Source organism: Stenotrophomonas maltophilia, from assembly GCF_900186865.1.
GTDB classification, from domain to species: domain Bacteria; phylum Pseudomonadota; class Gammaproteobacteria; order Xanthomonadales; family Xanthomonadaceae; genus Stenotrophomonas; species Stenotrophomonas maltophilia.
Genome location: NZ_LT906480.1, coordinates 2926485 through 2950143 on the forward strand (window position 1 = coordinate 2926485; position 23659 = coordinate 2950143).

General features: G+C 66.1%; 17 protein-coding genes. 7 read left to right on the plus strand and 10 right to left on the minus strand.

Translation table 11 applies throughout. The annotated features are described in order from the left end of the window. Entirely contained in the window at positions 1-1149 is a 1149-nt protein-coding gene (locus tag CKW06_RS13985) for a fatty acid desaturase family protein (RefSeq protein WP_024957648.1), read from the minus strand. Between the two features lie 11 nt (positions 1150-1160). Then, positions 1161-2231, minus strand: a complete 1071-nt coding sequence (locus CKW06_RS13990) for a ferredoxin reductase (protein ID WP_050426960.1) — start codon at positions 2229-2231, stop codon at positions 1161-1163. Between the two features lie 92 nt (positions 2232-2323). Here CKW06_RS13990 and fabR point away from each other — a divergent pair, with 92 nt between their 5' ends. From fabR to CKW06_RS14010, 4 genes are all read left to right on the plus strand, one after another. After that, positions 2324-2980 carry an HTH-type transcriptional repressor FabR gene (gene fabR, locus CKW06_RS13995; protein ID WP_005409961.1) on the plus strand — a complete coding sequence of 219 codons (657 nt, stop codon included), beginning with the start codon at positions 2324-2326 and terminating at the stop codon, positions 2978-2980. Between the two features lie 366 nt (positions 2981-3346). After that, the gene (locus tag CKW06_RS14000; RefSeq protein ID WP_024957650.1) at positions 3347-5704 is read left to right on the plus strand and encodes an autotransporter family protein; all 2358 of its coding nucleotides are present in this window, start codon (positions 3347-3349) and stop codon (positions 5702-5704) included. Between the two features lie 260 nt (positions 5705-5964). Beyond that, positions 5965-8124 (plus strand): TonB-dependent receptor plug domain-containing protein, encoded by a 2160-nt coding sequence (locus tag CKW06_RS14005; RefSeq protein WP_024957651.1) that lies wholly within the window; start codon positions 5965-5967, stop codon positions 8122-8124. Further along, positions 8114-8662: a thioredoxin-like domain-containing protein gene (locus CKW06_RS14010; RefSeq protein WP_024957652.1), complete on the plus strand. Its 549-nt coding sequence runs from the start codon at positions 8114-8116 to the stop codon at positions 8660-8662. Before CKW06_RS14005 ends, CKW06_RS14010 begins: the two co-directional genes overlap by 11 nt. Before the next feature lie 40 nt (positions 8663-8702). Here CKW06_RS14010 and mntR read toward each other — a convergent pair whose 3' ends face one another. After that, positions 8703-9173, minus strand: coding sequence for a manganese-binding transcriptional regulator MntR (gene mntR / locus CKW06_RS14015; RefSeq protein WP_005413716.1), 471 nt, complete (start codon positions 9171-9173; stop codon positions 8703-8705). 117 nt (positions 9174-9290) lie between these two features. On the opposite strand from mntR, the gene CKW06_RS14020 reads away from it, so the two are divergent. After that, a complete protein-coding gene (locus CKW06_RS14020; RefSeq protein ID WP_024957653.1) occupies positions 9291-10622 on the plus strand; it encodes an Nramp family divalent metal transporter in 1332 nt (443 codons plus the stop codon). A 39-nt stretch (positions 10623-10661) separates the two neighbouring features. Here CKW06_RS14020 and CKW06_RS14025 read toward each other — a convergent pair whose 3' ends face one another. The 5 genes from CKW06_RS14025 to CKW06_RS14045 form a co-directional block, all read right to left on the minus strand. Continuing rightward, positions 10662-11576 carry an IS110-like element ISStma6 family transposase gene (locus CKW06_RS14025; protein ID WP_005407612.1) on the minus strand — a complete coding sequence of 305 codons (915 nt, stop codon included), beginning with the start codon at positions 11574-11576 and terminating at the stop codon, positions 10662-10664. Positions 11577-11934: 358 nt separating this feature from the next. Next, positions 11935-12261 carry a thioredoxin family protein gene (locus CKW06_RS14030; RefSeq protein WP_024957406.1) on the minus strand — a complete coding sequence of 109 codons (327 nt, stop codon included), beginning with the start codon at positions 12259-12261 and terminating at the stop codon, positions 11935-11937. Then, entirely contained in the window at positions 12233-12700 is a 468-nt protein-coding gene (locus tag CKW06_RS14035) for a flavodoxin (RefSeq protein ID WP_077684456.1), read from the minus strand. Before CKW06_RS14035 ends, CKW06_RS14030 begins: the two co-directional genes overlap by 29 nt. Before the next feature lie 25 nt (positions 12701-12725). Then, complete coding sequence (locus CKW06_RS14040; RefSeq protein WP_024957408.1) at positions 12726-13766, minus strand: ribonucleotide-diphosphate reductase subunit beta; 1041 nt, start codon at positions 13764-13766, stop codon at positions 12726-12728. 109 nt (positions 13767-13875) lie between these two features. Continuing rightward, on the minus strand, positions 13876-16239 hold the full coding sequence (locus tag CKW06_RS14045) for a ribonucleoside-diphosphate reductase subunit alpha (protein WP_024957409.1): 2364 nt from the start codon (positions 16237-16239) through the stop codon (positions 13876-13878). Between the two features lie 431 nt (positions 16240-16670). Between CKW06_RS14045 and CKW06_RS14050 the strand changes: the two genes are divergently transcribed. Together CKW06_RS14050 and CKW06_RS14055 are read left to right on the plus strand one after the other, a co-directional pair. Beyond that, positions 16671-17648: a zinc-binding dehydrogenase gene (locus CKW06_RS14050; RefSeq protein ID WP_024957410.1), complete on the plus strand. Its 978-nt coding sequence runs from the start codon at positions 16671-16673 to the stop codon at positions 17646-17648. 332 nt (positions 17649-17980) lie between these two features. Next, entirely contained in the window at positions 17981-20608 is a 2628-nt protein-coding gene (locus CKW06_RS14055; protein WP_024957411.1) for a TonB-dependent receptor, read from the plus strand. Between the two features lie 66 nt (positions 20609-20674). Here the strand turns inward: CKW06_RS14055 and betT are convergent, their stop codons facing one another. Then, on the minus strand, positions 20675-22654 hold the full coding sequence (gene betT / locus CKW06_RS14060) for a choline BCCT transporter BetT (protein ID WP_014647441.1): 1980 nt from the start codon (positions 22652-22654) through the stop codon (positions 20675-20677). A gap of 233 nt (positions 22655-22887) precedes the next feature. Then, positions 22888-23595 carry a phosphotransferase family protein gene (locus CKW06_RS14065; protein WP_024957412.1) on the minus strand — a complete coding sequence of 236 codons (708 nt, stop codon included), beginning with the start codon at positions 23593-23595 and terminating at the stop codon, positions 22888-22890. Positions 23596-23659 lie beyond the last annotated feature (64 nt).

Below are 23659 nucleotides of genomic sequence, written 5' to 3' on the forward strand. Positions count from 1 at the left end.
TCAGCCCGCGTTGGCCGATGCCGGTGCGGACATGATGTCCGACATCGGCAGGCGGCGCGGCTTGCTCGGGAACGCGTGACGCAGGATGCGCCAGACCACCTGCCCGAACTGACGCGGCAGCGAGCCGTTGTTGTAGTGCTGGCCGTAACGGCGGCAGATGTCCTTCACTTCCTTGGCAATGGCCGCATAGCGGTTGGCCGGCAGGTCCGGGTAGAAGTGGTGCTCGATCTGGTGGCTGAGGTTGCCCGACAGCACGTTGATCAGGAAGCCGCCACTGATGTTGGACGAACCGCGCAGCTGGCGCAGGTACCAGTGGCCGCGCGATTCATTGCGCAGGCATTCCTTCGGGAAGGTTTCCGATTCGGCGGTGAAGTGGCCGCAGAAGATGATCACGTAGGTCCAGATGTTGCGCAGGCCGTTGGCGACCAGGTTGCCCAGCATCACGGTGAGGAAGAACGGGCCGGCCAGCAGCGGGAAGAACACGTAGTCCTTCAGCACCTGGCGGGCCATTTTCCGCGCCACCGGGCGGGTCTGCATCCACATCGCACGGCCGCTGATGCGGCCCTTCAGCCAACGGCCCAGGCGCAGGTCCTGCGCGGCCACGCCCCACTGGAACAGCAGCGCGAAGATCGGTGCGATGATCGGCTGCAGCAGATAGAACGGCTTCCAGCGCTGTTCCGGGAAGATGCGCAGCAGGCCGTAGCCGATGTCATCGTCCATGCCACGCACGTTGGTGTAGGTGTGGTGGCGGAAATTGTGGGTCTTGCGCCAGTTGTCGGCGGTGGCAACGATGTCCCACTCGTAGGTGTTGCCATTGAGCTTGGGGTCACCGGTCCAGTCGAACTGGCCATGCATGACGTTGTGGCCCAGCTCCATGTTCTCCAGGATCTTCGACAGCGCCAGCAGCAGCGTGCCGGTGATCGCAGCCGGCCACAGCAGCGGCATCCAGAACAGCGGCGAGAACGCCGCCAGGAACAGCAGGCCGCGCCCCCCCACGCCGAACCAGCGCACGGCGGCAGCCACGCGGCGGATGTAGCGGGTATCGGAGGCGCCGAGGCTGCCGATCACACGGTCGCGGATCGCATCGAGTTCCTCACCGAAGGCATGCATCTCGGCGGTGCTCAGGGCACGGTCGGTAGCGCGGGTCATGGCAGGCGTCCTCAGAGATCCAGGGTCAGGTCGGTAGTCGGTGCGCTCACGCAGATCCGCACCGGCTGTGCCGATTCGGACTGCAGGTCGCCGGTGCGCAGATGGCGAGTGGCGCCACTGACGCGGTCACAGCTGCAGCTGTTGCAGATGCCCATGCGGCAACCATGCTTGGGCTTGATGCCGTGGGCTTCGAGGCTTTCCAGCAGCGAGCGGCCACGCGGCACGCTCAGCTGACGGCCACTGCGCGCAAGCGTCAGCGACACCTCGCCTTCGCTGCTGGCATCGCGCAGCGGTGCCGGCGGGGTGAAGGCTTCGGCCTGGAAGCCAGCCACCTGCTGCGCCAGGCGTTCACGCGCAGCAGCAACGAAGCCGTCCGGGCCGCAGGCCAGCACATGGCGCTGCGCCAGCGGCGTGTCATCGCCGGCCACCTGCAGATCATGGGTATCGATTCGCGCTGCCGGCGCCTCACCCTCGCGGGTGGTCAGCAGGTGCACGCGCAGGTTCGGATGCGCCGCGGCCAGCGCCTGCAGTTCATCACGGAACTGCAGATGGGCGGCGGTGCGCTCCCAGTAGAACAGGTCCACCGGCGCTGCCAGCGGACGATGGCAGGCGTCGCGCAACAGGCTGCGCATCGGCGTGATGCCACTGCCGGCAGCCAGCAGCAGCACCGGCGCCGCGGCCGGCATATGGAATTCGCCGAAGGCGGCATCGAGGCGGAACAGTTCGCCCGGCTGCGCATGGTTGACCAGATGCTGGCTGACCCGGCCGCCGTCGATCGCCTTGACGGTGATCGCCAGTTCTCGCCGACCCAGTGCGGTGGGGCTGTAGCTGCGCTGCCACAAGCGCCCTTCAATCTCGACGCCGAGGGTGACGTGCTGGCCAGCGCGCATGCCGGCCCAGTGCCGGTTGGTGCGCAGGACCAGGGTCGCCGCGCCCTCGCCGGCCGGCTCACGCCGGACCAGGCGGGCCACCGGCTCGCGCAGGGTCCACAGGGGATTGAGCTGGCCCGCCCAGAAATCGAACAGCGACGGCGAGACCCAGCGGTACGGAGAGAACAGGGACGGACGGACGACAGCGCTCATGAGCGAACTATACGGGCGCACATACACCTGTGTATACATGTGTATATTGAACCGGATTGGGTATGATTCAGCCTCGCCCCACCGGAACCCCCATGGCCGCCGCCACCGCCTTGTCGACGCCCGAAGATGCCAACAGCCCGGCCCGCCGTACGGTGAGCCGCGAGGATCTGCTGGCCGCCGCCCTGAAACTGATCGGGCCGCACCGCAGCCTGTCCACGCTCAGCCTGCGCGAAGTGGCACGTGAGGCCGGCATCGCGCCGAACAGCTTCTACCGTCAGTTCCGCGACATGGATGAACTGGCCGTGGCGCTGATCGACGCCGCCGGCCGCTCGCTGCGCACCATCATCGGCGAGGCCCGCCAGCGCGCCACCTCCACCGCCACCAGCGTGGTGCGCGTTTCCGTGGAGACCTTCATGGAGCAGCTGCGCGCCGACGACAAGCTGCTGCACGTGCTGCTGCGCGAAGGCGCGGTCGGCTCGGACGACTTCAAGCACGCGGTCGAACGCGAACTGCACTACTTCGAGGAAGAGCTGCAGCACGACCTGGTGCGTCTGGCCGCACTGGATGGCGCCGTACTGCATGCCCCGGAACTGGTGGCCAAGGCCATCACCCGGCTGGTGTTCGCGATGGGCGCCACCGCCATGGACCTGCCGCCGGAGAAGGATCCGGAACTGGTCGAGCAGATCTCCACGATGATCCGCATGATCATCGTCGGCGCCCGCACCCCCGCCGCGTTCCGCCGCGGCTGATCAAGCTCCCCTGGGCCGGATCCCTTTCCGCAGGAAGGGGTCCTGGCCCGCATCCCCCGACTCCATGGAGCCTCCCACGGCGCCGCCGTGCCGGGGAACTGCGGGTGCCATCACAGAACTGCATTGCGAACGGGCAGTTTGGGCATCTTCCACGCGCCATTCACTGCGCCCTCACGCACGCTGAATTATTCAGACCGCGCGCTCCATTCAGTTTGGTGAGTTATTGAACGAGGTTTGAATCCGGCAAGTGCCGCTGCAGTCGTTTCAGATTAATTGTATGGCCCAGGCAAGACCCGATCCGCACAGTGCCGCCTCCGGCCCTGCGGATGCAGGTCCCACCCCAATGAGCTTCAAGGAGAAACACCCATGCGCATGATGCAGTTCACGCCGAAGTTTCCTTCCACTTTCGTCCATTCGCGGTTGGCGCTTGCACTCGCCGGGCTGATTCTCGTGCCCTCCCTGGAGGCCGCGGCCGTTGATCTGACCAACGGCGCATCCGCTACGGTCGTTCCGGGCCATGTCTGGGTCGGGCAGGACTTCACGCTCCGTGGCAATTCGCAGCTGACCGTCGACGGCACTCGCGTCGGCTCAGTAAATTCGCAAGTTTCGACACTCACCCTCAGCAACGCATCCGCCGGCCAGGTCACGTTGACGGATTCCGTCGGCGACATCCGAGGCAGCACGCTGGTCGGCCTGAACACTGGTGCAGTACTGTCCAACCCGGCATCGGCGCGCACAGTCATCACCATTTCAAACAGCCGCGTCGAAAGTCCTTTCACGGCTTCGCGCATTTCGGGCGGCGGAACCATCCGTGCCTCATCGACGGCCTTTGCTGGCAATGTGCACGGCGTCGAGATACTGGCGGGCATTCTGGAACTGCGCAGCGGTTCTTCCGTCGTTGGCGCGCAGGATGGCATCTACAGCCGACTCAACGCTGGCGGCCAACCCGCCATCGGCCCGGATGGGTGGTACGTACTTGTCGATGGCTCTTCGGTGGAAGGAACCGCTGGCGCAGCGCTCAGCGCGCAAGCCGTGGGCTCAACTCCGCAGGTCAACCGCTTCGTCGTGCAGAACGGCGCCACGCTGAAGGGTGGCAACGGCAACCTCCTGCAGGCCAACGCAGGTGCCCTGTTCGACTTTACCGGCCGAACTTCCACGCTGGCCGGGAACTTCACCATTGCCGATACCGCCACCGGCACGCTGCGCTTCCTTGACGGCCTCGACCTCACCGGCCGCATCCTCGGCCCAGCCGACGTCATCGTCGACCAGGGCGGCCGCTGGACACTGTCCGGCGACAGCAACACCGGCAACCTCACTCTGGGTGCGGGAAGTGACATTTTCCTTGGTGCTGCAAACACTGCGGCGTATCCGCAGCTGACCGTCAACGGCAACTACACCGGCAATGGCGGCACCCTGCACTTCAACACGGTGCTGGCCGGCGACGACGCAGCAAGCTCGCGCATGCACGTGACCGGTGATACCAGCGGCACCACCCAGGTCACCGTCAACAACATTGCCGGTGCTGGCGCACAGACCGTCAACGGCATTCCGCTGATGCAGGTGGACGGTGCCAGCAATGGCCACCTCGCACTGCAGGGCCGCGCCATCGGTGGCATGTACGAGTATTTCCTGCGCAAGGGCACGCCGGGCGCCAACAACGGCAACTGGTACCTGACCTCGGCCTACACCGGCAATCCGTGCGATATCAATCCGTCGCTGCCGGAGTGCACGCCGGTGGACCCGGTGGATCCGGTCGACCCTGTGGACCCGGTCGATCCCACCGATCCGGTCGATCCGGTCCCCGTGCTGCGTCCGGAGCCGGGCGCGTACCTGGCCAACCAGGCCGCGGCCGTGCAGATGTTCCAGCTGCGCCGCCATGACCGCGGCGAGCCCGGCTTCGACCGCGCCCGCATCGGCAGCTGGGTGCGCGCCGGGCGTGACCAGCTGCAGGCCAACGTGGCCGGCCAGGTCGACGCCCGTACCCACATCAACACCCTGCAGCTGGGCAGCGATGTCTGGCGCTGGGGCGATGGCCGTGGCCAGGCCGGCGTGATGCTCGGCACCGGCGAGGCGACCACACAGGCGGTGTCGACGCTGAGCGGTTATGGCACCCGCGGCAAGATCAAGGGCAAGTCGGCCGGTGTCTACCTGGGCTGGGTGCAGGATGCACAGAGCAGTGCCGGCCTGTATGTGGACGGCTGGCTGCAGGCGGCGCGCTTCGACAACGAGGTGCAGAGCGAAGGCATCGCCCGTGAGACCTACGACTCCAGGACCCGCAGTGCATCGTTGGAAGCCGGTTATGCCTGGGCCATCCGCAGCACTGAGGCCAGCACGCTGTACCTGCAGCCACAGGCGCAGCTGACCTGGACCGACTACGACGGCGACAGCCTGGTCGAAGACAATGGCACCACGGTGGAAGACGGTCGCGGCGGCGGCCTCAACAGCCGCCTCGGCCTGCGCCTGTTTGGCCAGAGCACGCTGCAGGGCAACCGCGTGCAGCCGTTCCTGGCAGCGAACTGGCTGCGTGGCCAGCGCGATGAGGCCATGCGCTTCAACAGCGAGTCGTTGAGCGCGAAGACGCCGGAGAACCGTTACGAAGTGCAGGCCGGTGCCCAGCTGCAGCTGGGCCAGCGTTGGAGCGCATGGGGTGACCTGCGTGTGCAGCGTGGCGACAGCGGCTACCGCAACCATGGTGCCCAGGTGGGCCTGCGCGCCGCCTGGTAAGGCCAACGCCGCCCCGGGCCCAGGCCTGGGGCGGCGTTCCTCAACTTCCCTCGCTCCCTGCCGTGCATGACATCCGGCAGGGTTCTGGCGTTACTTTGTAATGTTATAACACCGTCGTCCGCGATGTCCTGATCCCGCTTTCGGCTTCGTGATTGCACTGACTTATTTATATAGCCGTTGCTATATCTATGACCCTCTGCTTTCATATGCGTCAGCCAGGTCGCCCTCGCCGCCTTTCCTCTCCCAAGGACGACGCCCTCATGCCCGTTGCCACACCCCTCTTTCATCGGCTGCCCCTGGCCGCCGCCATCGCCCTGACCCTGCCGCTGCCCGCACTGGCCGCCACACCGAAGCCGACCGAGCTGGATCGCGTGCAGGTGAAGGTCAGCACCGCCACCCGCAGCGAACGCCTGCTGTCCGATGTCCCGATCCGCACCGAAGTGCTGCGCAAGGAAGACATCGCGCTGCGCGCGGCCACCGACTTCTCGCGTGCAGCCGAGCTGATCAACGGCCTGCGCGTGGAAAGCAACTGCCAGAACTGCAACACCAGCGAAGTACAGCTGCTGGGCCTGCCCGGCGCCTACAACCAGCTGTTGTTCGATGGCATCCCGCTGCTGTCCACGCTGGGCAGCGTGTACGGCCTGGAACAGATCCCGGCCGGGTTCGTCGACCGCATCGAAGTGGTCAACGGCGGTGGTTCGGCGCTGTATGGGCCGGGTGCGGTCGCCGGTGTGATCAACCTGATTCCGCCGCTGCCGGCGCGCAGCGGTGGCCATGTGCAGGCCGGCGTGGATGTCCTGAAAGGCACGCCGCAGAAGAACGCCGACGTGCGGCTGGACCTGGTGGCCAAGGAAGCAGACGCCGGCCTGTCGGTGATTGCCCAGCGCAACTGGAACAGCGGCATCGACTACAACGGTGACGGCTACACCGAAATCACCCGCAAGAACCTCAAGGTCGGCGGGCTGCAGGCCTGGTACGCACCGACGCCGGGAACGCGGCTGCGCCTGGACCTGCAGGTGACCGATGAAACCCGGCGTGGCGGCAACCGCTTGGACCAGCCGGAATACCTGGCCAACATCGCCGAATCGCTGGATACGAAATACCGCCGCGGCAGCGTGTCGTGGGACCAGGAAATCAATGCCGACGTCGATTTCCGCCTGGCCTACGCCTTCGCCGACATTGACCGCGACAGCTTCTATGGCGGTCTGGGCGACGTCGTTACCGATCCGTCCGCGCCGGGCTATGACCCGTCGCAGCTGGACCCGAACGTGGCCGGCAGCGCGGCCTCGCGTTCGTGGCGCCAGTACGGCCGCACCCACAACCCGCTGCACTACATCGACAGCCAGTTGAACTGGCGGTTGGGTGCGCACGCGCTGGCCTTCGGCGTGCAGTACAAGCACGAGGCGCTGCGCGACGACAACCGCACCGGTGACGGCCAGCGTCTTGCGGTACTGGAGGATGCGACCTTCCACAACCTGGGCGCCTTCATCCAGGACGAGTGGAGCCTGCGCGACAACGTCGACCTGGTGTTGGGTGCACGCGTGGACAAGAGCTCGGAACTGGACAGCGCGGTGTTCTCGCCGCGCATCGCGCTGGCCTGGCAGGCCACGCCCAACCTGAAGTGGCGTGCCAGCATCGCCACCGGCTTCCGTGCTCCCGAGATCTTCGTCGAGGACGTGCATGTCGACACGCTGGGTGGCGAACAGGTGCGCGTGCGCAACACCGACGGCCTGAAGGAAGAGCGCGCGTTGACCACCCTGTTCGGCTTCGACTGGCGCTCGGACCCGGCCAATCCGGTGTGGAGCTGGGATGCCACTGCCTCCTATGCACGCATCCGCGACACCTTCGCGCTGGGCGAGATCCAGCGTGGCGATGACGGACAGCTGAGCCAGCTGCGCTACAACGCCTCCGGCTCCAACGTGCTGGGCGCGGAAACCAACCTCGGCTGGCAGCCGTCGCCGCAGTGGCGCCTGACCGCCGGTGCCTCGTGGTACCGCTCACGCTTCCGCGAACCGCAGCGCATCTTCGACGACACCGGCGATGGCGGCGACACCGTGATCGAAAGCCGCGACTACCTGAAGACCCCGCGCTGGACCGGCCTGGCCCAGCTCAGCTGGATGCCCGCCGAGCCGTGGGAAACCTTCGTCGCGCTGCGCCACACCGGCCCGATGTCGGTGCTGAAAAACCGGCTGGGCGAGCTGCACCGTACGCGCTCGTTCCTGGTCACCGATCTTGGTGCGCGCTGGCACCGGCATCTGGGCGCGCAGGCGCAGCAGGAAGTGTCGGTAGCCGCAGGCGTCAAGAACGTGTTCGATCAGCGCCAGAAGGATCTGGAGATGGGCGCGCTGCGTGACAGCGACTATGTCTACGGGCCGCGTTTCGCGCGCTCGTGGTACGTCAACCTGCGCTATGCGTTCTGAAGCACTGCGAGCGCTGTTGCTGGCCTGTGCCGCGCTGCTGGCCGCACCGGCGGTGGCTGCGGACCTGCACGCGCAGGTTTCGGCCTCGCTGATGCGGCCGGAACAGCGCTCGCTGCGGCCGATGCAGTGGACGCCGCCGCCGAAACTGGTGGCGCTGTACTTCGGCGCCGACTGGTGTGCACCGTGCCACGCCTTCGTACCCACGTTGCGCAGCGTGCGCGACGCGTTGCGCGAGGCCGGCGCCGATACCGAAGTGGTGTACGTCAGCCTGGATGAGAGCGAGGCTGCATTGCGCCGCTACATGCACGCGCAGGACATGCCGTGGCCGGTACTGGACCCGCGCCGCGCCGCGCGCATGCCGGCGCTGCAGGCATTGGCCGGGCTGGCACCGCCGAATCTGGTACTGATCGATGCCGACGGCACGGTGCTGGCCAATGGCTGGCAAGGCCGGCGCTATGAAGGCCTGCAGCCGGTGTTGAAGGAATGGACGAAACGGGCGTTCGCGCAGGAACAGGCACGCTGCCCGCCTGGATTCTAGGGTCGCGCGAAATGCCGCCGGGCATGGCCCGGCGCTACCGTTACGGCGCCCCGCCCTCGGCCTTGCGCACGAACGCTTCAAACAACGCCAGCGTCTGCTCGCTCACATGGTGCTCGATGCCCTCGGCATCGCGCCGCGCGGTATCCGCGTCCACGCCCAGCGCCAGCAGGAATCGCTCCACGGTCTGGTGGCGCTGGCGGCTGGCATGTGCCAGCGCCTCGCCTTCCGGGGTCAGGAACACACCGCGGTACGGCCGCTGCACCACCCAGCCATCACGGGCCAGGCGCCGCAGCATCTTCGCCACGGTGGGCTGGGCCACGCCCAGGCGGGTGGCGATGTCGACCTGGCGGGCCTCGCCGCCGTCGGCCAGCAGGTCCGAGATCAGCTCGACATAGTCCTCCACCAGCTCCATCCGGTGCGCCTCGCGCACTTGGCGGAAGCTCTCGACCTGGCGCTCGGCCTCGATCAAGGGGGTGCTTTTCAGCGATGTCGAATCGTCGGTCTTGCCCACGCCTGCGCCTGTCCTTCCGGGGGGATCCGGTGTTGAACCTGAATTCTGGACCAGTAACGCGATAAAGACGATTGTTTCACATTGCTAATGACTATAGCAGGAGCTATATTCGAATCCATGAACACCCTGGCGCCCCGTGACCCTTCGGCCTCCACTGCGGCCAGCCTGGGTGCGCTCAACGCCTCGGTGGCGGTGCCCGACAAGGGCCATTGGTGGTTCCGCCTGCTGGCCTTCCTCGGCCCCGGCTACATGATCTCCGTCGGCTACATGGACCCGGGCAACTGGGCCACCGACCTCGCCGGCGGTTCACGCTTCGGCTACCTGCTGCTGTCGGTCATCCTCGTCTCCAACCTGATGGCGGTGATCCTGCAGGCGCTGTCGGCGCGGCTCGGCATCGCCACCGGCATGGACCTGGCGCAGGCCTGCCGCGCGCGTTACCCCAAGCCGGTGAACCTGGCGCTGTGGGCGCTTTGCGAGGCGGCGATCATCGCCTGCGACCTGGCCGAGGTGATCGGCACCGCGATCGCACTGAAACTGCTGTTCGATCTGCCGCTGCTGTGGGGCGCGGTGATCACCGCCCTGGACACGCTGCTGGTACTGCTGCTGATGAACCGCGGCTTCCGGGCGCTGGAAGCCTTCGTGATCGCGCTGCTGATGGTGATCTTCGGCTGCTTCATGGTGCAGATCGCGCTGGCCGCACCGCCGGTGATGGACGTGCTGGGCGGATTCATTCCGCGCGCGCAGGTAGTGACCGATCCGCACGCGCTGTACATCGCGATCGGCATCATTGGTGCCACGGTGATGCCACACAACCTGTACCTGCATTCGTCCATCGTGCAGACCCGCGCCTACCCGCGCACCGATGAGGGCCGTCGCAGCGCGCTGCGCTGGGCGGTGACCGACAGCACCCTCGCGCTGACCCTGGCACTGTTCATCAACGCCAGCATCCTGATCCTGGCGGCGGCGGTGTTCCATGCCAATGGCCGTTTCGACGTGGAAGACATCGAGCAGGCCCACCAGCTGCTGGCGCCGATGCTGGGCGTGGGGGCGGCGGCGACGTTGTTCGCGGTGGCCCTGCTGGCGTCGGGCCTGAACTCGACAGTGACCGCCACGCTGGCCGGCCAGATCGTGATGGAAGGTTTCCTGCACCTGCGACTGCCGCCGTGGCTGCGGCGGCTGATCACGCGCGCACTGGCAATCATTCCGGTGGTGGTGGTGATCATGCTGTTCGGCGACCAGGGCGCGGTAGAGCTGCTGGTGCTGAGCCAGGTGGTGCTGTCGATGCAGCTGCCGTTCGCGATCATCCCGCTGGTGCGGATCGTGACCGACAAAGTGACGATGGGCGCGTTGGTAGCCCCGCGCTGGCTGGGCGCGATTGCCTGGGTGATCGCGCTGGTGATCGTGGTATTGAACGTGAAGCTGCTGGTGGATACCTTCAGCGGCGGGTGATGCCAGATCCAGGCGTTGGACCCAGTAGCAACTGTCTTGTCAGGGGCAGCCGAGGGCCACCTCGGCGTCTCGCTTACGGGCGTTGAGGATCACCAGCATTTTGCGCATGACCGCCACGAGCGCCACCTTGCTCGCTTTGCCCTTGGCCTTCAGGCCAGCGTAAAACGCGCGCAGCCTTGGCTCGTACCGGATGGCCGTCAGGGCCGCCATGTAAAGGGCTTCGCGTACCACCGCGCGCCCACCACTGATCCGCCGTTGGCCCTGCCAGGTGCCACTTTCGCGGTTCATCGGGGCCAACCCCACCAGCGATGCTATGGCTTTGCTTCCCAAGCTGCCCAGTTCGGGCAACTCGCAGGCCAGTGTGCTGATCAGGATGGGGCCGACGCCTTTGAGCGCGCCGATATTCTTCCAGCCAGGCTGCCCCTCAAGCTGCTCGGCAATAGCTTTATCCAACTGCTTCAGGTCGTCAGATAGCTGAGCTATATGGCGTTGCTTCATCGCAATCAGATCCGGATCGACCAATCGCCGCAAGCGCTGCATCTCACTGACCCGCATCTGCACCAGTTGCCTGCGGCATTGCGCAAATTCAGCCAGACGCTGCTGCCAAGGAGCAGGCGGTACGTAGCGGGTCAGCGGCAACAAATGGGCCATCTGTGCCAGCACTGTCGCATCGAGCCGATCGGTCTTGGCGGCACGGCCCGTGCCTTGGGCAAATCGCCGTGCACGCGCCGGATTGATTCGTACCATCGGCAGGCCAGCGGCGTGCAATACATCCAGAGCAGCACGCTCGTAACCCCCGCTTGCCTCAAGAACGACCTGCTTGATCGGCCACGTCTTCAGCCACCGAATCAAGCGCACAAAGCCGCGCTTGTCGTTGCTGAATTGGCGAAACTGCTCTCCATGGACGGCCACATCCAGCGTGGCTTTGCTCACATCGATCCCGATCCCAAACATGGCAGAACTCCGCTAGGCTGACAGGGTCGAGAGCTCTCCCCGCTTGCCCAGTCTTATCAGTTCGAGCGCCAACTCAACCAACTGTTCGGGCGGTTCAGGGAGAATCCGGCGTGGGGACCCAAGCTACTTCTCGGTCGCAAGACCTGGATCCACACGGTCGCCCACGCCGGGCTCTCGGCACCCAAGGTGCCAGATTGGCAAGAGATAAGATCCACGCCATGCGTGGATGCCTTTGTTCGCACACCGCGCGAAAAGCAGCCGAGCATGGGCTCGGCTCTACAGTAAATTCCACGCCGTGCGTCGCTGCGGGGTCAGAGCCCTCGCCTGCAGAGAGGGATCCGACCCCACCATCTCCACGCTACAGATGCAACGCGATCGCGGCCTCGATCTGCTGCGGCGACTGGAACCCGGCCAGGCGCGTGCGCTCATCACCGTCACGGAACAGGGACAGCGTCGGCGTCTGCCGCAACCCCAGCTCCCTGAAGAACGCCTCACCCAGCACTTCCAGCTGCACGCGCAGCAGGGTCGTGCCCTGCCCCGCCACGCTGTTGGCCACCCGGTGCAACGACATCTCCAGCATCCGGCACCCCGGGCACTGGTCCTTGTGGAAATCCACCAGCACCCGCGGGTGTTCGGCCAGCAGCTGCAGGAACTGCTCAGGCGTGGTGGCGTCGATGATCTGCATCGGTGTTGCTCCAATAGTGGGCCAGGACCGCGTCGGTCCAGGCCTCAATGGCCCCGGCATGGCGTTGACCATGCGGCATCTGTTCGATTTCCAGCGGCGGGTAGTCGCTGTGGAAGTAGCGGATCAGGCGGTGCACGGCGCCGCAGTAGTACTCCTGCCCCCACTGCGTTTCACCGGTGCCGAACACCGCCAGCTGCCGTGGCCGCTCGCCGCGCTCGGCGATGCCGGCCACCCATGCCTTCATCTCCGACGGCGTGCGGCCGGCGTTGTCAGTCCAGCAGCCCAGCAGCACCAGGTCGGCCTCGTCGGCCGCCAGTGGCGGCGCCTGGCGCAGGTCGTCCGCCTCCTGCCAGTGCACCGCATGGCCGGCGGCGCGGCAGCGCTCGACGATCTGCCGGCCGAGTTCGCGGGTGTTGCCGCTCAAGGAGGCGACCACCACCAGGATGCTCAGCGCGGCGCTGGGCTCAGAGGTCGTCGAAGCCGTTGTCGACGTTGGTCTTCTTGTAACTTGCATTGCGCATCTCGAAGAAGTCGGTCTTGGTTTCGGTGAAGTTGTCGGCGTAGGCCTTGATCCACGGCATCACGTTGTCGGTGGTGTCGCTGTACAGGCGCTCGATGCCGAGCATGCCGGCCATCTTGTTGGCGCGGTACTTCACGTAGCGCACCATTTCGTCCACGTCGATGCCGTCGATGCCATCCAGCACCTCCGACGACCACTGCGTCTCCAGCTCGATGGCATGCTCGAACGACTGGTGCACATAGGCAGTCAACTCGTTGGTCTGCAGCTCCGGGTTCTCGCCGATGATGGCGCGGATCAGCTCGCTGATGAACTTCGTATGCGCCAGCTCGTCACGGTTGATGAAGCTGATGATCTTGCCGGTGCCGTTCATGCGGTTCTGCCGCACCATGTTGTAGAAGTACGCGAACCCGGAATAGAAATTGATGCCCTCCAGGATCGAGGACTGGATCAACGACTTCAGCAGGGTCTCGGCGGTCTTCTCGCGCATGAAGTCGTCATACGCCCCCATGATCGGCGCATTGCGCTTGATGATGGTCGGGTGGGTACGGGCAATCTCGAAAATGCGGTTCTGGTTCGGCAGGTCGGTGATCGAGGCCAGCACGTAGCTGTAGCTTTCGTTGTGGATCACTTCCTGCTGGCCGATGATCGCCGCGTTGGCGTGCGCAGCCGGGTCGGTGATGTACTCGGCCACGTTGTAGATGAAGCGCGTCTGCGGTGAGTCGAGCGTGGCGAGCAGGCCGATGATCGAGTCGTAGGCGTTCTTCTCGCGCGCGTTGAGCTCGCCGTACTGGCGCGCGTCCAGCTTCATGTCGACCTCGTCGGGAATCCAGAAGTTGGTCGACAGCTCCTTGTAGGCCCGATAGAACGACGGGTACGGGATGTCGTTCCAGTTGAGGATGCCGCTGGTGCGGCCGTTGATGATGCCGGTGCTGCGGTTGGGATGGCGCGGTTCGAGGATCTTGATGCGGTCGAGGGGGGTTGCCATGGTTTTATGCCTTCGTTCTCTTTCTATCGTGTTGCCGGCCAGCGGCCGGCACTACCGTAGATCGCGGGGTTGCCGGCCAGCGGCCGGCACTACCGTAGATCGCCGGCGATCAGCTGGAGCACCACTCGCATTCGCTGATGTCGATGTCGTTGGAGCGCACGTAGTAGGTGGTCTTCAGGCCCTCGCGCCAGGCGCTCAGGTGCAGCTCCAGCAGCGTGCTCGCGCGGATGGTGCTGGGCACGTACAGGTTGAAGCTGATCGACTGGTCGACATGGCGCTGGCGGCGCGCGTTCTGGCGCACGCTGGCGAACTGGTCGACCTTGTAGGCGCCCTTCTCGTAGTACGGCCAGGTTTCCAGCGACAGGCCCGGTGCGGCCACCGGCCGCCGGAAGTCCTTCTTTTCCTCGTAGTAGAACGCGCTGTAGATCGGGTCGATGGAGGCCGTGGAGCCTGCAATCTGCGCGGTGCTCATGTTCGGCGCGACGGCCAGCAACCAGCCGTTGCGCAGGCCGTGCGTGGCCACTTCGCGGGCCAGGCTGTCCCACGCGGCGCCACTGTAGTCGCGGTCGCGGAAGTAACGCCCGTTGTGCCAGTCACTGCCAGCGAACATCAGGTAGCTGCCCTTCTCCTTCGCCAGCTGCGCGCTGGCCTGGATGGTCAGGAAGTTGATGCGTTCGTAGAGGCGGTCGGCCAATTCTTCGGCATCCGGTGATTCCCACTGGATTGCCTGCTGCGCCAGCAGGTGGTGCCAACCGAACGTGCCCAGGCCGATGGCGCGGTACTTGCGGTTGGTGATCGTGGCCTGCGGCACCGGCAGCGCATTGAGATCGATCACGTTGTCGAGCATGCGCACCTGGATCGGGATCAGGCGCTCCAGCACGTCGGTGGCCAGCAGGTCATCCGGCGCACTGATCGCCCGGCCGAGGTTGATCGAGGACAGGTTGCAGACCACGAAGTCACCGGCGCGGCGTGTGGTGACGATCTGGTCGCCGCTGACGATCTCCTGGATCATCCGCGTCGGGCTCATGTTCTGCAGGATCTCGGTGCACAGGTTGCTGGAATAGATCATGCCCGCGTGCTTGTTCGGGTTCCGGCGATTGACCTCGTCGCGGTAGAACAGGAACGGGTTGCCGGTTTCCAGCTGGCTGAGCATGATCCGCTTGAACAGATCGATGGCCTTCACCGTGCGGCGGCTGATGCGCTCATCGGCCACCAGTTCGGCGTAGCGGTCGCGGAAGCTGCCTGAGCCGCGCTTCTCGTCGTAGAAGTCCTGCAGGTACCAGCCCTTGGCCTGCTTCACCTCGTGCGGGTCGAACAGGTACCAGTCGGCGCGGCGCTCCACCGCTTCCATGAACAGGTCGGGCACGCACACCGAGGTGAACACATCGTGCGCGCGCAGGCGCTGGTCGCCGTTGTTGAGGCGCAGGTCCATGAAGGCTTCGATATCGCGGTGCCAGATGTCCAGGTAAACCGCCACCGCGCCCTTGCGCTGGCCAAGCTGATCAACCGACACCGCGGTGTTGTTGAGCTGCTTGATCCACGGCACGACGCCGCCGGACGAATTGGCCACGCCACGGATCGGTGCGCCGCTGCTGCGCACATAGCCCAGGTAGGCGCCAACGCCGCCGCCATGCTTGGACACGCGGGCGATATCGGTGTTGGAGTCATAGATGCCCTGCAGGCTGTCGTCCACCGTGTCGATGAAGCAGCTGGACAGTTGCCCCCCCACCTTGCCGGCCCTGGCCAGGGTCGGTGTGGCCACGGTCATGTACAGGTTGGACAGCGCCCAGTACGCCTCGCCGACCAGCTGCATGCGCCGCTCACGCGGCTTTTCCTCCTGCATCAGGTACAGCGCGATGGTCAGCCAACGCTCCTGTGGCAGCTCGTAGACCTCGCGGCTGCGGTCGCTGGCCAGATAGCGCGTGGCCAGCAGGTACAGGCCGTTGTAGGCGAACAGGCGGTCGCGTTCCGGATCGATCATCTCGCCGGCCTGCTGCAGCTCTTCCTTCGAATAGCAGCGCAGGATGTCATTGCTGTAGATGCCGCGGTCAGCCAGGCTTTCCTGCAGACCCACGTAGGAGCCGTACTTCAGGCCGACGTCATAGAAGCGGTTGCGGCTGGCGCGCTTGTACAGGCGGCGCAGGTAGATGCGCGCGGCAAACTGTTCCCACTCGGGTGCAACCAGGTCCACCCGCGACTCGGCCTCGCGGATCAGCAGATCGACCAGGTCATCGGCGCTGATGCTCGGTTTGCGTTCGACCATCGACTGCACTACACGGCGATAGTCGCTCACGTCCAGCTGCGGGAACTCGGCATGCACGGCGTCGATGCTGCGCTGCAGGCGCTCGGCCTCGAACGGCAGGCGACGGTTGCCGGCCTCCTTGGTGATCCAGGTCGGCACGCGCTCGCCACCGGCGCGCAAGGCGTCGCCAGCGCCGGCCAGATCGGCCACGCGGAAGGTACTGTCGGTCATGGTGGTGAAACTCCAGGCTCGCACGCGCGTTGGCGGTCGATGCCATGGCGGCCCTGAACGCGATACCGGCGCACGGGGCGAACGGGTGGATTGCCAGGGCACGGGAACGTAGGTCGTCGGCATCTGCCTGCGCCTGCGGCCGGTATCCGGGCCGTGGGGGCGACCTGCGTCCGCACGATGGCGGCCGCGTCGACACGGCAAGCCTTCAGGGGCGGGCCGCGGGACGTTTGCTGCATGTCCGGCGGCGGCGGCTGACCGGGAGTGACGGCCACAACATAGTGGGGATATCCGAACTCGTCAACACAAGATGCGGTAATCAGAACATGACGCGACGATCAGTCGCAGGATGCCGTGTTGCACCTGCGGCGCCTTGTCGACAGCGCCTGCGTCCCCAGTTCGGTACAACATCAACTTTCCCCGGATCACCGCCCATGCGCGCTGCCCAGTACCCCTCCTTCGGCGACCCAACCGACGTCCTTGCCATTGCCGATGCGCCGCTGCCTGAGCCCGGCCCCGGCGAGGTGCGCATCCGCACCGTGCTGGCCTCGATCCACAACCACGACCTGCTGACCGTGCGTGGCCTCTACGGCTACAAGCCGACGCTGCCGGCGATCGGTGGCAGTGAAGCATTGGGCGTGGTCGATGCACTCGGCGACGGCGTCGACGGCCTGCAGATCGGCCAGCGGGTTGCCGCCGCCTCGGTACACGGAACCTGGGCCGAGGCGTTCGTTGCACCGGCACGCATGGTGATTCCGATGCCGGAGGCGATCCCCGACGAAATGGCCGCACAGCTGATCGCCATGCCGCTGAGCGCGCTGATGCTGCTGGAGTTCCTGCACGTCGAGGCGGGCCAGTGGATCGTGCAGAACACCGCCAACGGCGCGGTGGGCAAGTCGCTGGCGATGCTGGCGCGGGCGCGTGGCGTGCATGTGGCCAACCTGGTGCGCAATGCCGAGGCAGTCGCGCAGTTGCAGGCGCTGGGCATCGATCATGTATTCGACACCTCGCTGGACGGCTGGAAGGATCGCGTGCGTGAGGCGACCGGCGAAGCACAGGCTGCGGCCGCGGTGGATTCCATCGGCGGCGACGCCAGCGGTGACCTGGTCGACCTGCTCGGCCACCACGGCACCCTGGTGTCGTTCGGAGTGATGAGCGGCGAACCGATGCGCATTCCCGCCGGCGGCCTGATCTACAAGGAAGCCACGGTGAAGGGTTTCTGGGGCAGCAAGGTCAGCCAGGCGATGGCGGTCGAGGACAAGCGCCGGCTGGTTGGCGAACTGCTGAAGCGTGCGGCGAGCGGCGAACTGACCCTGCCGGTGGAGCAGATCTTCGCACTGGACGACATCGCCCAGGCAGCGAAGGCTGGCGCCGGTTCGGGCCGTAACGGCAAGGTGTTGCTGCGGCCTTGATGCCTCAGCGGATGGCGCTGCCCCGGTAATGGCGCTGTCCCGGTATGGCGCTGTCCCGGTAGAGTCGACTGTCAGTCGACTCTCGCGCGTAGCGCGGGGGGATGAGGCTTCTTTCCACAGGGAAAGGGCTGTGACCCTGCAGGGTGTGCGGACCAACAGTCCGCACCCACCAAAGATCGGTGCCGCACCCACCGAGTGGGTCTGCTCCAACGGAGGCACCGACTTTCGTTAAGAACCTGTGATGTATAACTGAATGCGCTTTCGTCATTGGAAGGCGCACGTGCCTGCGTGCGGTACTGACGGCTCCTCCCCCGTTCGGCGTTGTCGCTTCCATGTACCGCACCACCCTGAACCTGCTTGCCGGCGCGATTGCGTTGGGCCTCACCGCCGGCGCTGCCGGCGCCACTGAATCCGCCGACACCGGCAAGGACAGCACCACGCTCGGCGCCGTACTGGTGACCGGCTCCAACATCAAGCGCAGCGATACCGCCGGGCCGAATCCGGTGCAGATCGTCAGCCGCGAACAGATCGAGCAGACCGGCCGCTCCACCCTCACCGACGTGCTGCGCAACCTGTCGGCCAATGCCGGCAACAGCTTCGACGAGCAGTACACCGGCAGTTTCGCCGCCGGCTCGGCCTCGATCGGCCTGCGTGGCCTGTCGCCGAAGAACACGCTGGTGCTGGTCAACGGCTATCGTGTGTCCAACTTCGGCTTCGCGCTCAACACGCAGGACACTTTCGTCGACCTCAACGCGCTGCCGATCAGCGCAGTGGAACGCATCGAAGTGCTGAAGGATGGCGCCTCGGCGGTGTACGGTTCCGATGCCATCGCCGGCGTCATCAACATCATCCTGCGCAAGAACTTCCAGGGCGTGGAAGTCGGCGGCGGCTTCGGTACCGCCACCCAGGGCGGCCTGAACGAGCGCAAGGCCAACCTGCTGGCTGGCTTCGGTGACCTCGAACAGCAGGGCTGGAACGTGCTGTTCGGGCTGGACCTGCTCAAGCGTGATCGCCTCGACGCCGACCAGCGTGCCTACACCCGCAGCGGCGATTTCCGCGACAAGCCCGGCGGTCGCCTGGCCGGTTGGTCCACCGCCGGTGGCAACTGGCTATCCAACCCGCGCGCACCGCAACCGTTCGCCAACTGCCCGGATGGCAGCCAGCTGCGCCCGTACAGCGATTTCGGCAGCACCCTGCCCGGCCAGGCCTGCGCCTTCAACGCGCAGCCGTTCAAGACCCTGCAGCCCGGCGCCGAGCGCCTGCAGGCGTCGTTGAGCGCGACCTACCGCTTCAACGACAGCGTCGAGGCGTTCGCCGATGTGCTGTACAGCCACAACAAGGCCGACCAGATCTTCAGCGCGCCGCTGACCGTCGGCCCGGGCCTGCGCGCGTACAACCCGGCCACCGGCACCCTGATCGACGTGCCGGCGGTGCTGCCGGTCGGCCACCCGAACAACCCGGGCAGCGCGCCGCTGCCGTTCGAGTACACCTTCTTCGATCTCGGCCCGCGCCTGAAGGACAACACGCAGGTGTTCTACCGTGCGCTGGCCGGCGTGCGCGGCAGCGGCGAGCGATGGGACTGGGAAGTGGCGGCGCTGACCTCGCAGAGCGCGCAGCGCGAATACGTCGACAACTTCGTCAACCGCTATGCGTTCGAACAGATCCTGCGCGATGGCAGCTACAACTTCCTCAACCCGTCCAGCACGCCGGCGGCGCTGGATGCACTGCGCCTGCAGACCAAGCGTCCGGGCTGGTACAAGCTGCATTCGTTGAACGTGAAGGCCTCGACCTCGCTGTGGGAGCTGCCGGCCGGCGCGGTCGGCTTCGCCTGGGGTGCCGAGTTCCGCAAGGAATCACTGGACGCGCGCACCAGTGCGCAGGTGCTGTCGGGCACCGAACTGCGCCCGGCCATCAACGTGGTCAACGGCGAGCGCCAGGTCAGCGCCGCCTACGCCGAACTGAGCGTGCCGCTGCACCGCACGCTGGAGCTGCAGGTGGCCGGTCGTGGCGACCACTATGACGACTTCGGCAACGCGTTCTCGCCGAAGGTGGCGCTGCGCTGGCAGCCGCTGGACAGCCTGCTGCTGCGTGGTTCGTTCTCGCGTGGCTTCCGTGCACCGTCGCTGCCGGAGATCGCGCCGGGCCAGACCGTCAGCTATGGCTCGGTGATCGATCCGCTGGATCCGCTGCAGCCCGGTGGCAGCCGTGGCGTCACCAACATCCGCACCGGCAATCCGGACCTGAAGGCCGAACGCTCGCGCAACTTCAACGTGGGCGCGGTGTGGTCGCCCGATGGCGATACCAGCATCGGCCTGGACTGGTACCGCATCGAACAGGACAACCTGGTCAAGCCGGACAGCGCGCAGTTCATCGTCGACAACCCGACGCTGTTCCCCGGCCGCGTGCAGCGTGATGCACAGGGGCGCATCCAGTTCATCACCAACCAGTATGCCAACCAGGGCGAACTGACCACCTCGGGGCTGGATCTGGAAGCCAACCGCACCTTCCGCACCGAAGGCTGGGGCAACTTCACCGTGGCCGGCAGCTGGACCCATCTGCTCAGCTTCAAGCAGCCGCTGGTGGCCGGTCAGGCACCGTATGAAGGGGCCGGCAACAACCGCCACGGCGCACTGCCGCGCACCCGCGGCACCACGTCGCTGAACTGGGCAGTGGGCGACTGGAGCAGCACGCTGAGCCTGCAGTACGTGAGCGGCTATGACCAGCGTGTGGCGACGGCCACCAGCAACCCGGGCCTGCGCGACCGCATCAAGCCGTATCACCAGCTGGACCTGTACGTGGCGTACGAAGGGATTCCCAACACCACGCTGTCGCTGTCGGTGCTGAACCTGACCGACAAGGACCCGCCGTTCGACCCGGCCGGTGGCTGCAATGGTTTCGACATCAGCCAGTACAACCTGCGCGGGCAGTTCATTTCGCTGGGGGCGCGCTACCGGTTCTGATGCGCCAACGGGGCGGCGGTGATGGGCCGCCCCGTTCGCGTTGCCGGCCAGCGGCCGGCACTACCATCACCGGCTCAGGTGCAGGAACTGCAGGTGCCGTTCGTACTGGCTGATGATGTCGTTGATGATCTGCTTGCGGCTGTAGCCCACCAGGTCGTAGTCCTGGCTGCCTTCGAACAAGTGCACCTCGGCGCGGTAGTAGCGCTGGTTGCGCAGCTGCTGGGCCGCGAACGACGGGGTCAGGTAGCCACTCAGGATCACCCGGTACAGGAAGTCCTGCTGCTCGCCGTGATTGACCGTCAGCTCCATGTCGCCGGCCTCGAAGCGCGTGGCCACATCCCAGCCCTGCCCGCGCAGCTGTTCGGCCACCGCTTCCATCGCTGGCTTCACCGTGTCGTCCATGAAGCGGTAGACCTGGTCGCGCACCGGGAAATGCATGGCCTGGCTCAGGCGCTGGCGCCAGCCCTGGTGGTGGCGGTCGTCGCCGATCAGCGGCGAGGGCCGGTACTGCAGCGCGCGCTTGCGGTGCGATTCGTCACTGAAGGCGCGGGTCAGCCCCCACATCATCAGCAGCAGCACCGCCGAGAACGGCAGCGACGCCAGCACCACCGCAGATTTGAGCGCATCGATGCTCCCAGCCAGCAGCAGCCCGGCGGTCAGTACGGCGATCACCGTGCCCCAGAACACACGCAGCCAACGCGGACCATCATCCTCCGGTGCACCGCCATGCGAGGACAGCGTGGACAACACCACCGCCCCCGAGTCGGCCGAGGTCACAAAGAAAATGAAGCTGACCAGCACCGTCACCGCGATCACCGTGCGGCTCCACGGGTAGCCATCGAGCAGTGCATACAGCACCGTCGGTGGATCATCCACTGCCAGCTGTGCCAGTTGCTGCTGCCCGTGGTGCAGCACCTGGTCCAGCGCGCTGTTGCCGAATATCGACAGCCACGCCAGGGTGAAGCCCAGCGGAATCAGCAGCACGCCGAACACGAATTCGCGGATGGTGCGGCCACGCGAGATGCGCGCGATGAACAAGCCGACGAACGGCGCCCAGCCGATCCACCAGGCCCAGTAGAACACCGTCCAGCCACCCAGCCATTCCGGTCGGCCGCCATAGGCGTACACATCGAAACTCTTGCCGACCACGCTGCCCAGGTAGTCGCCCAGGTTCTGCATCAACGTGCTGAGCAGGTACTGGGTGGGGCCGGCGCACAGCATGAACAGCACCAGCGCGATCGCCAGCAGCATGTTGATGTTGGCCATCCAGCGCACGCCCTTCTCCACCCCGGACACTGCCACGGCCACCGCCGCGCCCATCATGCTGACCACCAGGATGATCTGTACCAGGTTGGAGTGCGGGATGTTGAACAGGTGCGACAGGCCGGCATTGAGGTGCAGCACGCCGAAGCCCATGTCGGCGCCGATGCCGAACACGGTGGCGACAATGCCCAGCGCATCCACGGTGTAGCCGATCGGGCCGTTGATGCGCTTGCCGATCAGCGGGTACAGCGCCGAGCGCAGGGCCAGTGGCAGGTTGTGGCGGTAGGCGAAGTAGGCCATCGCCATCGCCGCCAGCGCAAACACGCCCCAGCCATGCAGGCCCCAGTGCAGGAACAGCAGCTGCATGGCCTGGCGCGCGCCGGCCTCGCCCGCGGCCGGATCGCCCTGCGGCGGTTGCAGGTAGTGGGTCAGCGGTTCGGAAACGCAGAAGAAGAACAGGGTGATGCTGATGCCGGCGGCGAACAGCATGCCGGCCCAGGAGAGGTAGCTGAACTCCGGCTCGTCATGATCGGCACCCAGCTTGATGCCACCGTACTTGGACAGCGCCACCCCCACCACGAACACCAGGTAGAGGGTCATCGCCAGCAGGTAGTACCAGCCGACATTGAGTGCGGCCCAGTCCTGCGCCTTGACCAGAAGGCGCCCCGCACCGAGCGGGAACAGGCTGACGAACAGCGCGAACGCCACGACAACGATCGCCGCGAAGGCGAACACAGGCCGAAGGGTGCGCACCGGGGATTGTTGCGGCTCCAGTACATCCATGGGGCGGCGTTCTCCGGTAGATCAAAGGGTTAGCCCACGGATTCTGGCTGAACCGCAGTGGACAGAGCATGAAGTTGCGGCCTGCGGTCACAGGCCTGGTCCACCATTCCGTGTTATCACGCGCGCGGATCGGGGTCAGATCACATCCGGCGCCCCCGCTCCACGGGAGGGACGGATGTGACGTGATCCCTTGCAGAGAAACCGGCGGTTTAGGCCCGACCGGCACAGCCGGATCAGGCCAGCGCGCGGCGCAGGATGAGCACGCTGTCGCCCAGCCCCCTTGCGCGGCAGCCAGCGAAGCGGCACAGCGCCGGCAGGAACCACAGGCGGCACACCGCACCACGTAGCAGCTGCTGGACGTCAGGTCCGGTCTGCCGCAGGCAGTGGCCGATCACGGCGACCAGCGCGCCGGCGGGCAGCCCCGCATGGCGGACACTCCCACTGATGAACAGCAGCCAGTCGCGCGCCTGCGCTTCGGCCAGCACCATCACCTGCAGGGGATCTTCTTCGAGGTCGAGGAAGCGTACGCAACCCGCCTCATCCACCGCGATGTTGCGCGCCACAGGCTGGCCGACACAGCAGCCGGCCCAGTGCACGCGCAGCAGCTCGTTGGCGGCAAGCCGCATCAGGTGCTCGGCTTCTCCGGGCCCGCAACAGCGCAGGCGCTGCGCCAGACTCGGACCACCATCCTCCAGCAGCAGGGCGGTTTCACCATGGCCCAGCACGCAGGGCACCGGCACCCCATGTGCGGCCAGCTCGCGCAGCCGCCGGCGCTCCAGCTGGCAGGCCTGTTCGGCCTTCAATCGCGGCGGGGGCCGCAGGCAGCGCAGACCGAGCAGGCGCACGCCGAGGTCCAGCGCGGCCAACGCCAACCAGCGCCGCTCGCCATCATGCTGCTTCAGCCAAGTCCGTCGACCGGCGATCTGCAAGGGTTCGACCATCTTCAGTCTCCCTGCCCTGCACGGGCCAGTCCTGCACCGGCCACCATCGTGCCTACGTACTGTC

Coding starts and splice junctions, on each gene's coding strand:
- CKW06_RS13985 (WP_024957648.1), bottom strand. CDS start 1,149: ATGACCCGCGCTACCGACCGTGCCCTGAGCACCGCCGAGATGCATGCC.
- CKW06_RS13990 (WP_050426960.1), bottom strand. CDS start 2,231: ATGAGCGCTGTCGTCCGTCCGTCCCTGTTCTCTCCGTACCGCTGGGTC.
- fabR (WP_005409961.1), top strand. CDS start 2,324: ATGGCCGCCGCCACCGCCTTGTCGACGCCCGAAGATGCCAACAGCCCG.
- CKW06_RS14000 (WP_024957650.1), top strand. CDS start 3,347: ATGCGCATGATGCAGTTCACGCCGAAGTTTCCTTCCACTTTCGTCCAT.
- CKW06_RS14005 (WP_024957651.1), top strand. CDS start 5,965: ATGCCCGTTGCCACACCCCTCTTTCATCGGCTGCCCCTGGCCGCCGCC.
- CKW06_RS14010 (WP_024957652.1), top strand. CDS start 8,114: ATGCGTTCTGAAGCACTGCGAGCGCTGTTGCTGGCCTGTGCCGCGCTG.
- CKW06_RS14020 (WP_024957653.1), top strand. CDS start 9,291: ATGAACACCCTGGCGCCCCGTGACCCTTCGGCCTCCACTGCGGCCAGC.
- CKW06_RS14025 (WP_005407612.1), bottom strand. CDS start 11,576: ATGTTTGGGATCGGGATCGATGTGAGCAAAGCCACGCTGGATGTGGCC.
- CKW06_RS14030 (WP_024957406.1), bottom strand. CDS start 12,261: ATGCAGATCATCGACGCCACCACGCCTGAGCAGTTCCTGCAGCTGCTG.
- CKW06_RS14040 (WP_024957408.1), bottom strand. CDS start 13,766: ATGGCAACCCCCCTCGACCGCATCAAGATCCTCGAACCGCGCCATCCC.
- CKW06_RS14045 (WP_024957409.1), bottom strand. CDS start 16,239: ATGACCGACAGTACCTTCCGCGTGGCCGATCTGGCCGGCGCTGGCGAC.
- CKW06_RS14050 (WP_024957410.1), top strand. CDS start 16,671: ATGCGCGCTGCCCAGTACCCCTCCTTCGGCGACCCAACCGACGTCCTT.
- CKW06_RS14055 (WP_024957411.1), top strand. CDS start 17,981: ATGTACCGCACCACCCTGAACCTGCTTGCCGGCGCGATTGCGTTGGGC.
- betT (WP_014647441.1), bottom strand. CDS start 22,654: ATGGATGTACTGGAGCCGCAACAATCCCCGGTGCGCACCCTTCGGCCT.
- CKW06_RS14065 (WP_024957412.1), bottom strand. CDS start 23,595: ATGGTCGAACCCTTGCAGATCGCCGGTCGACGGACTTGGCTGAAGCAG.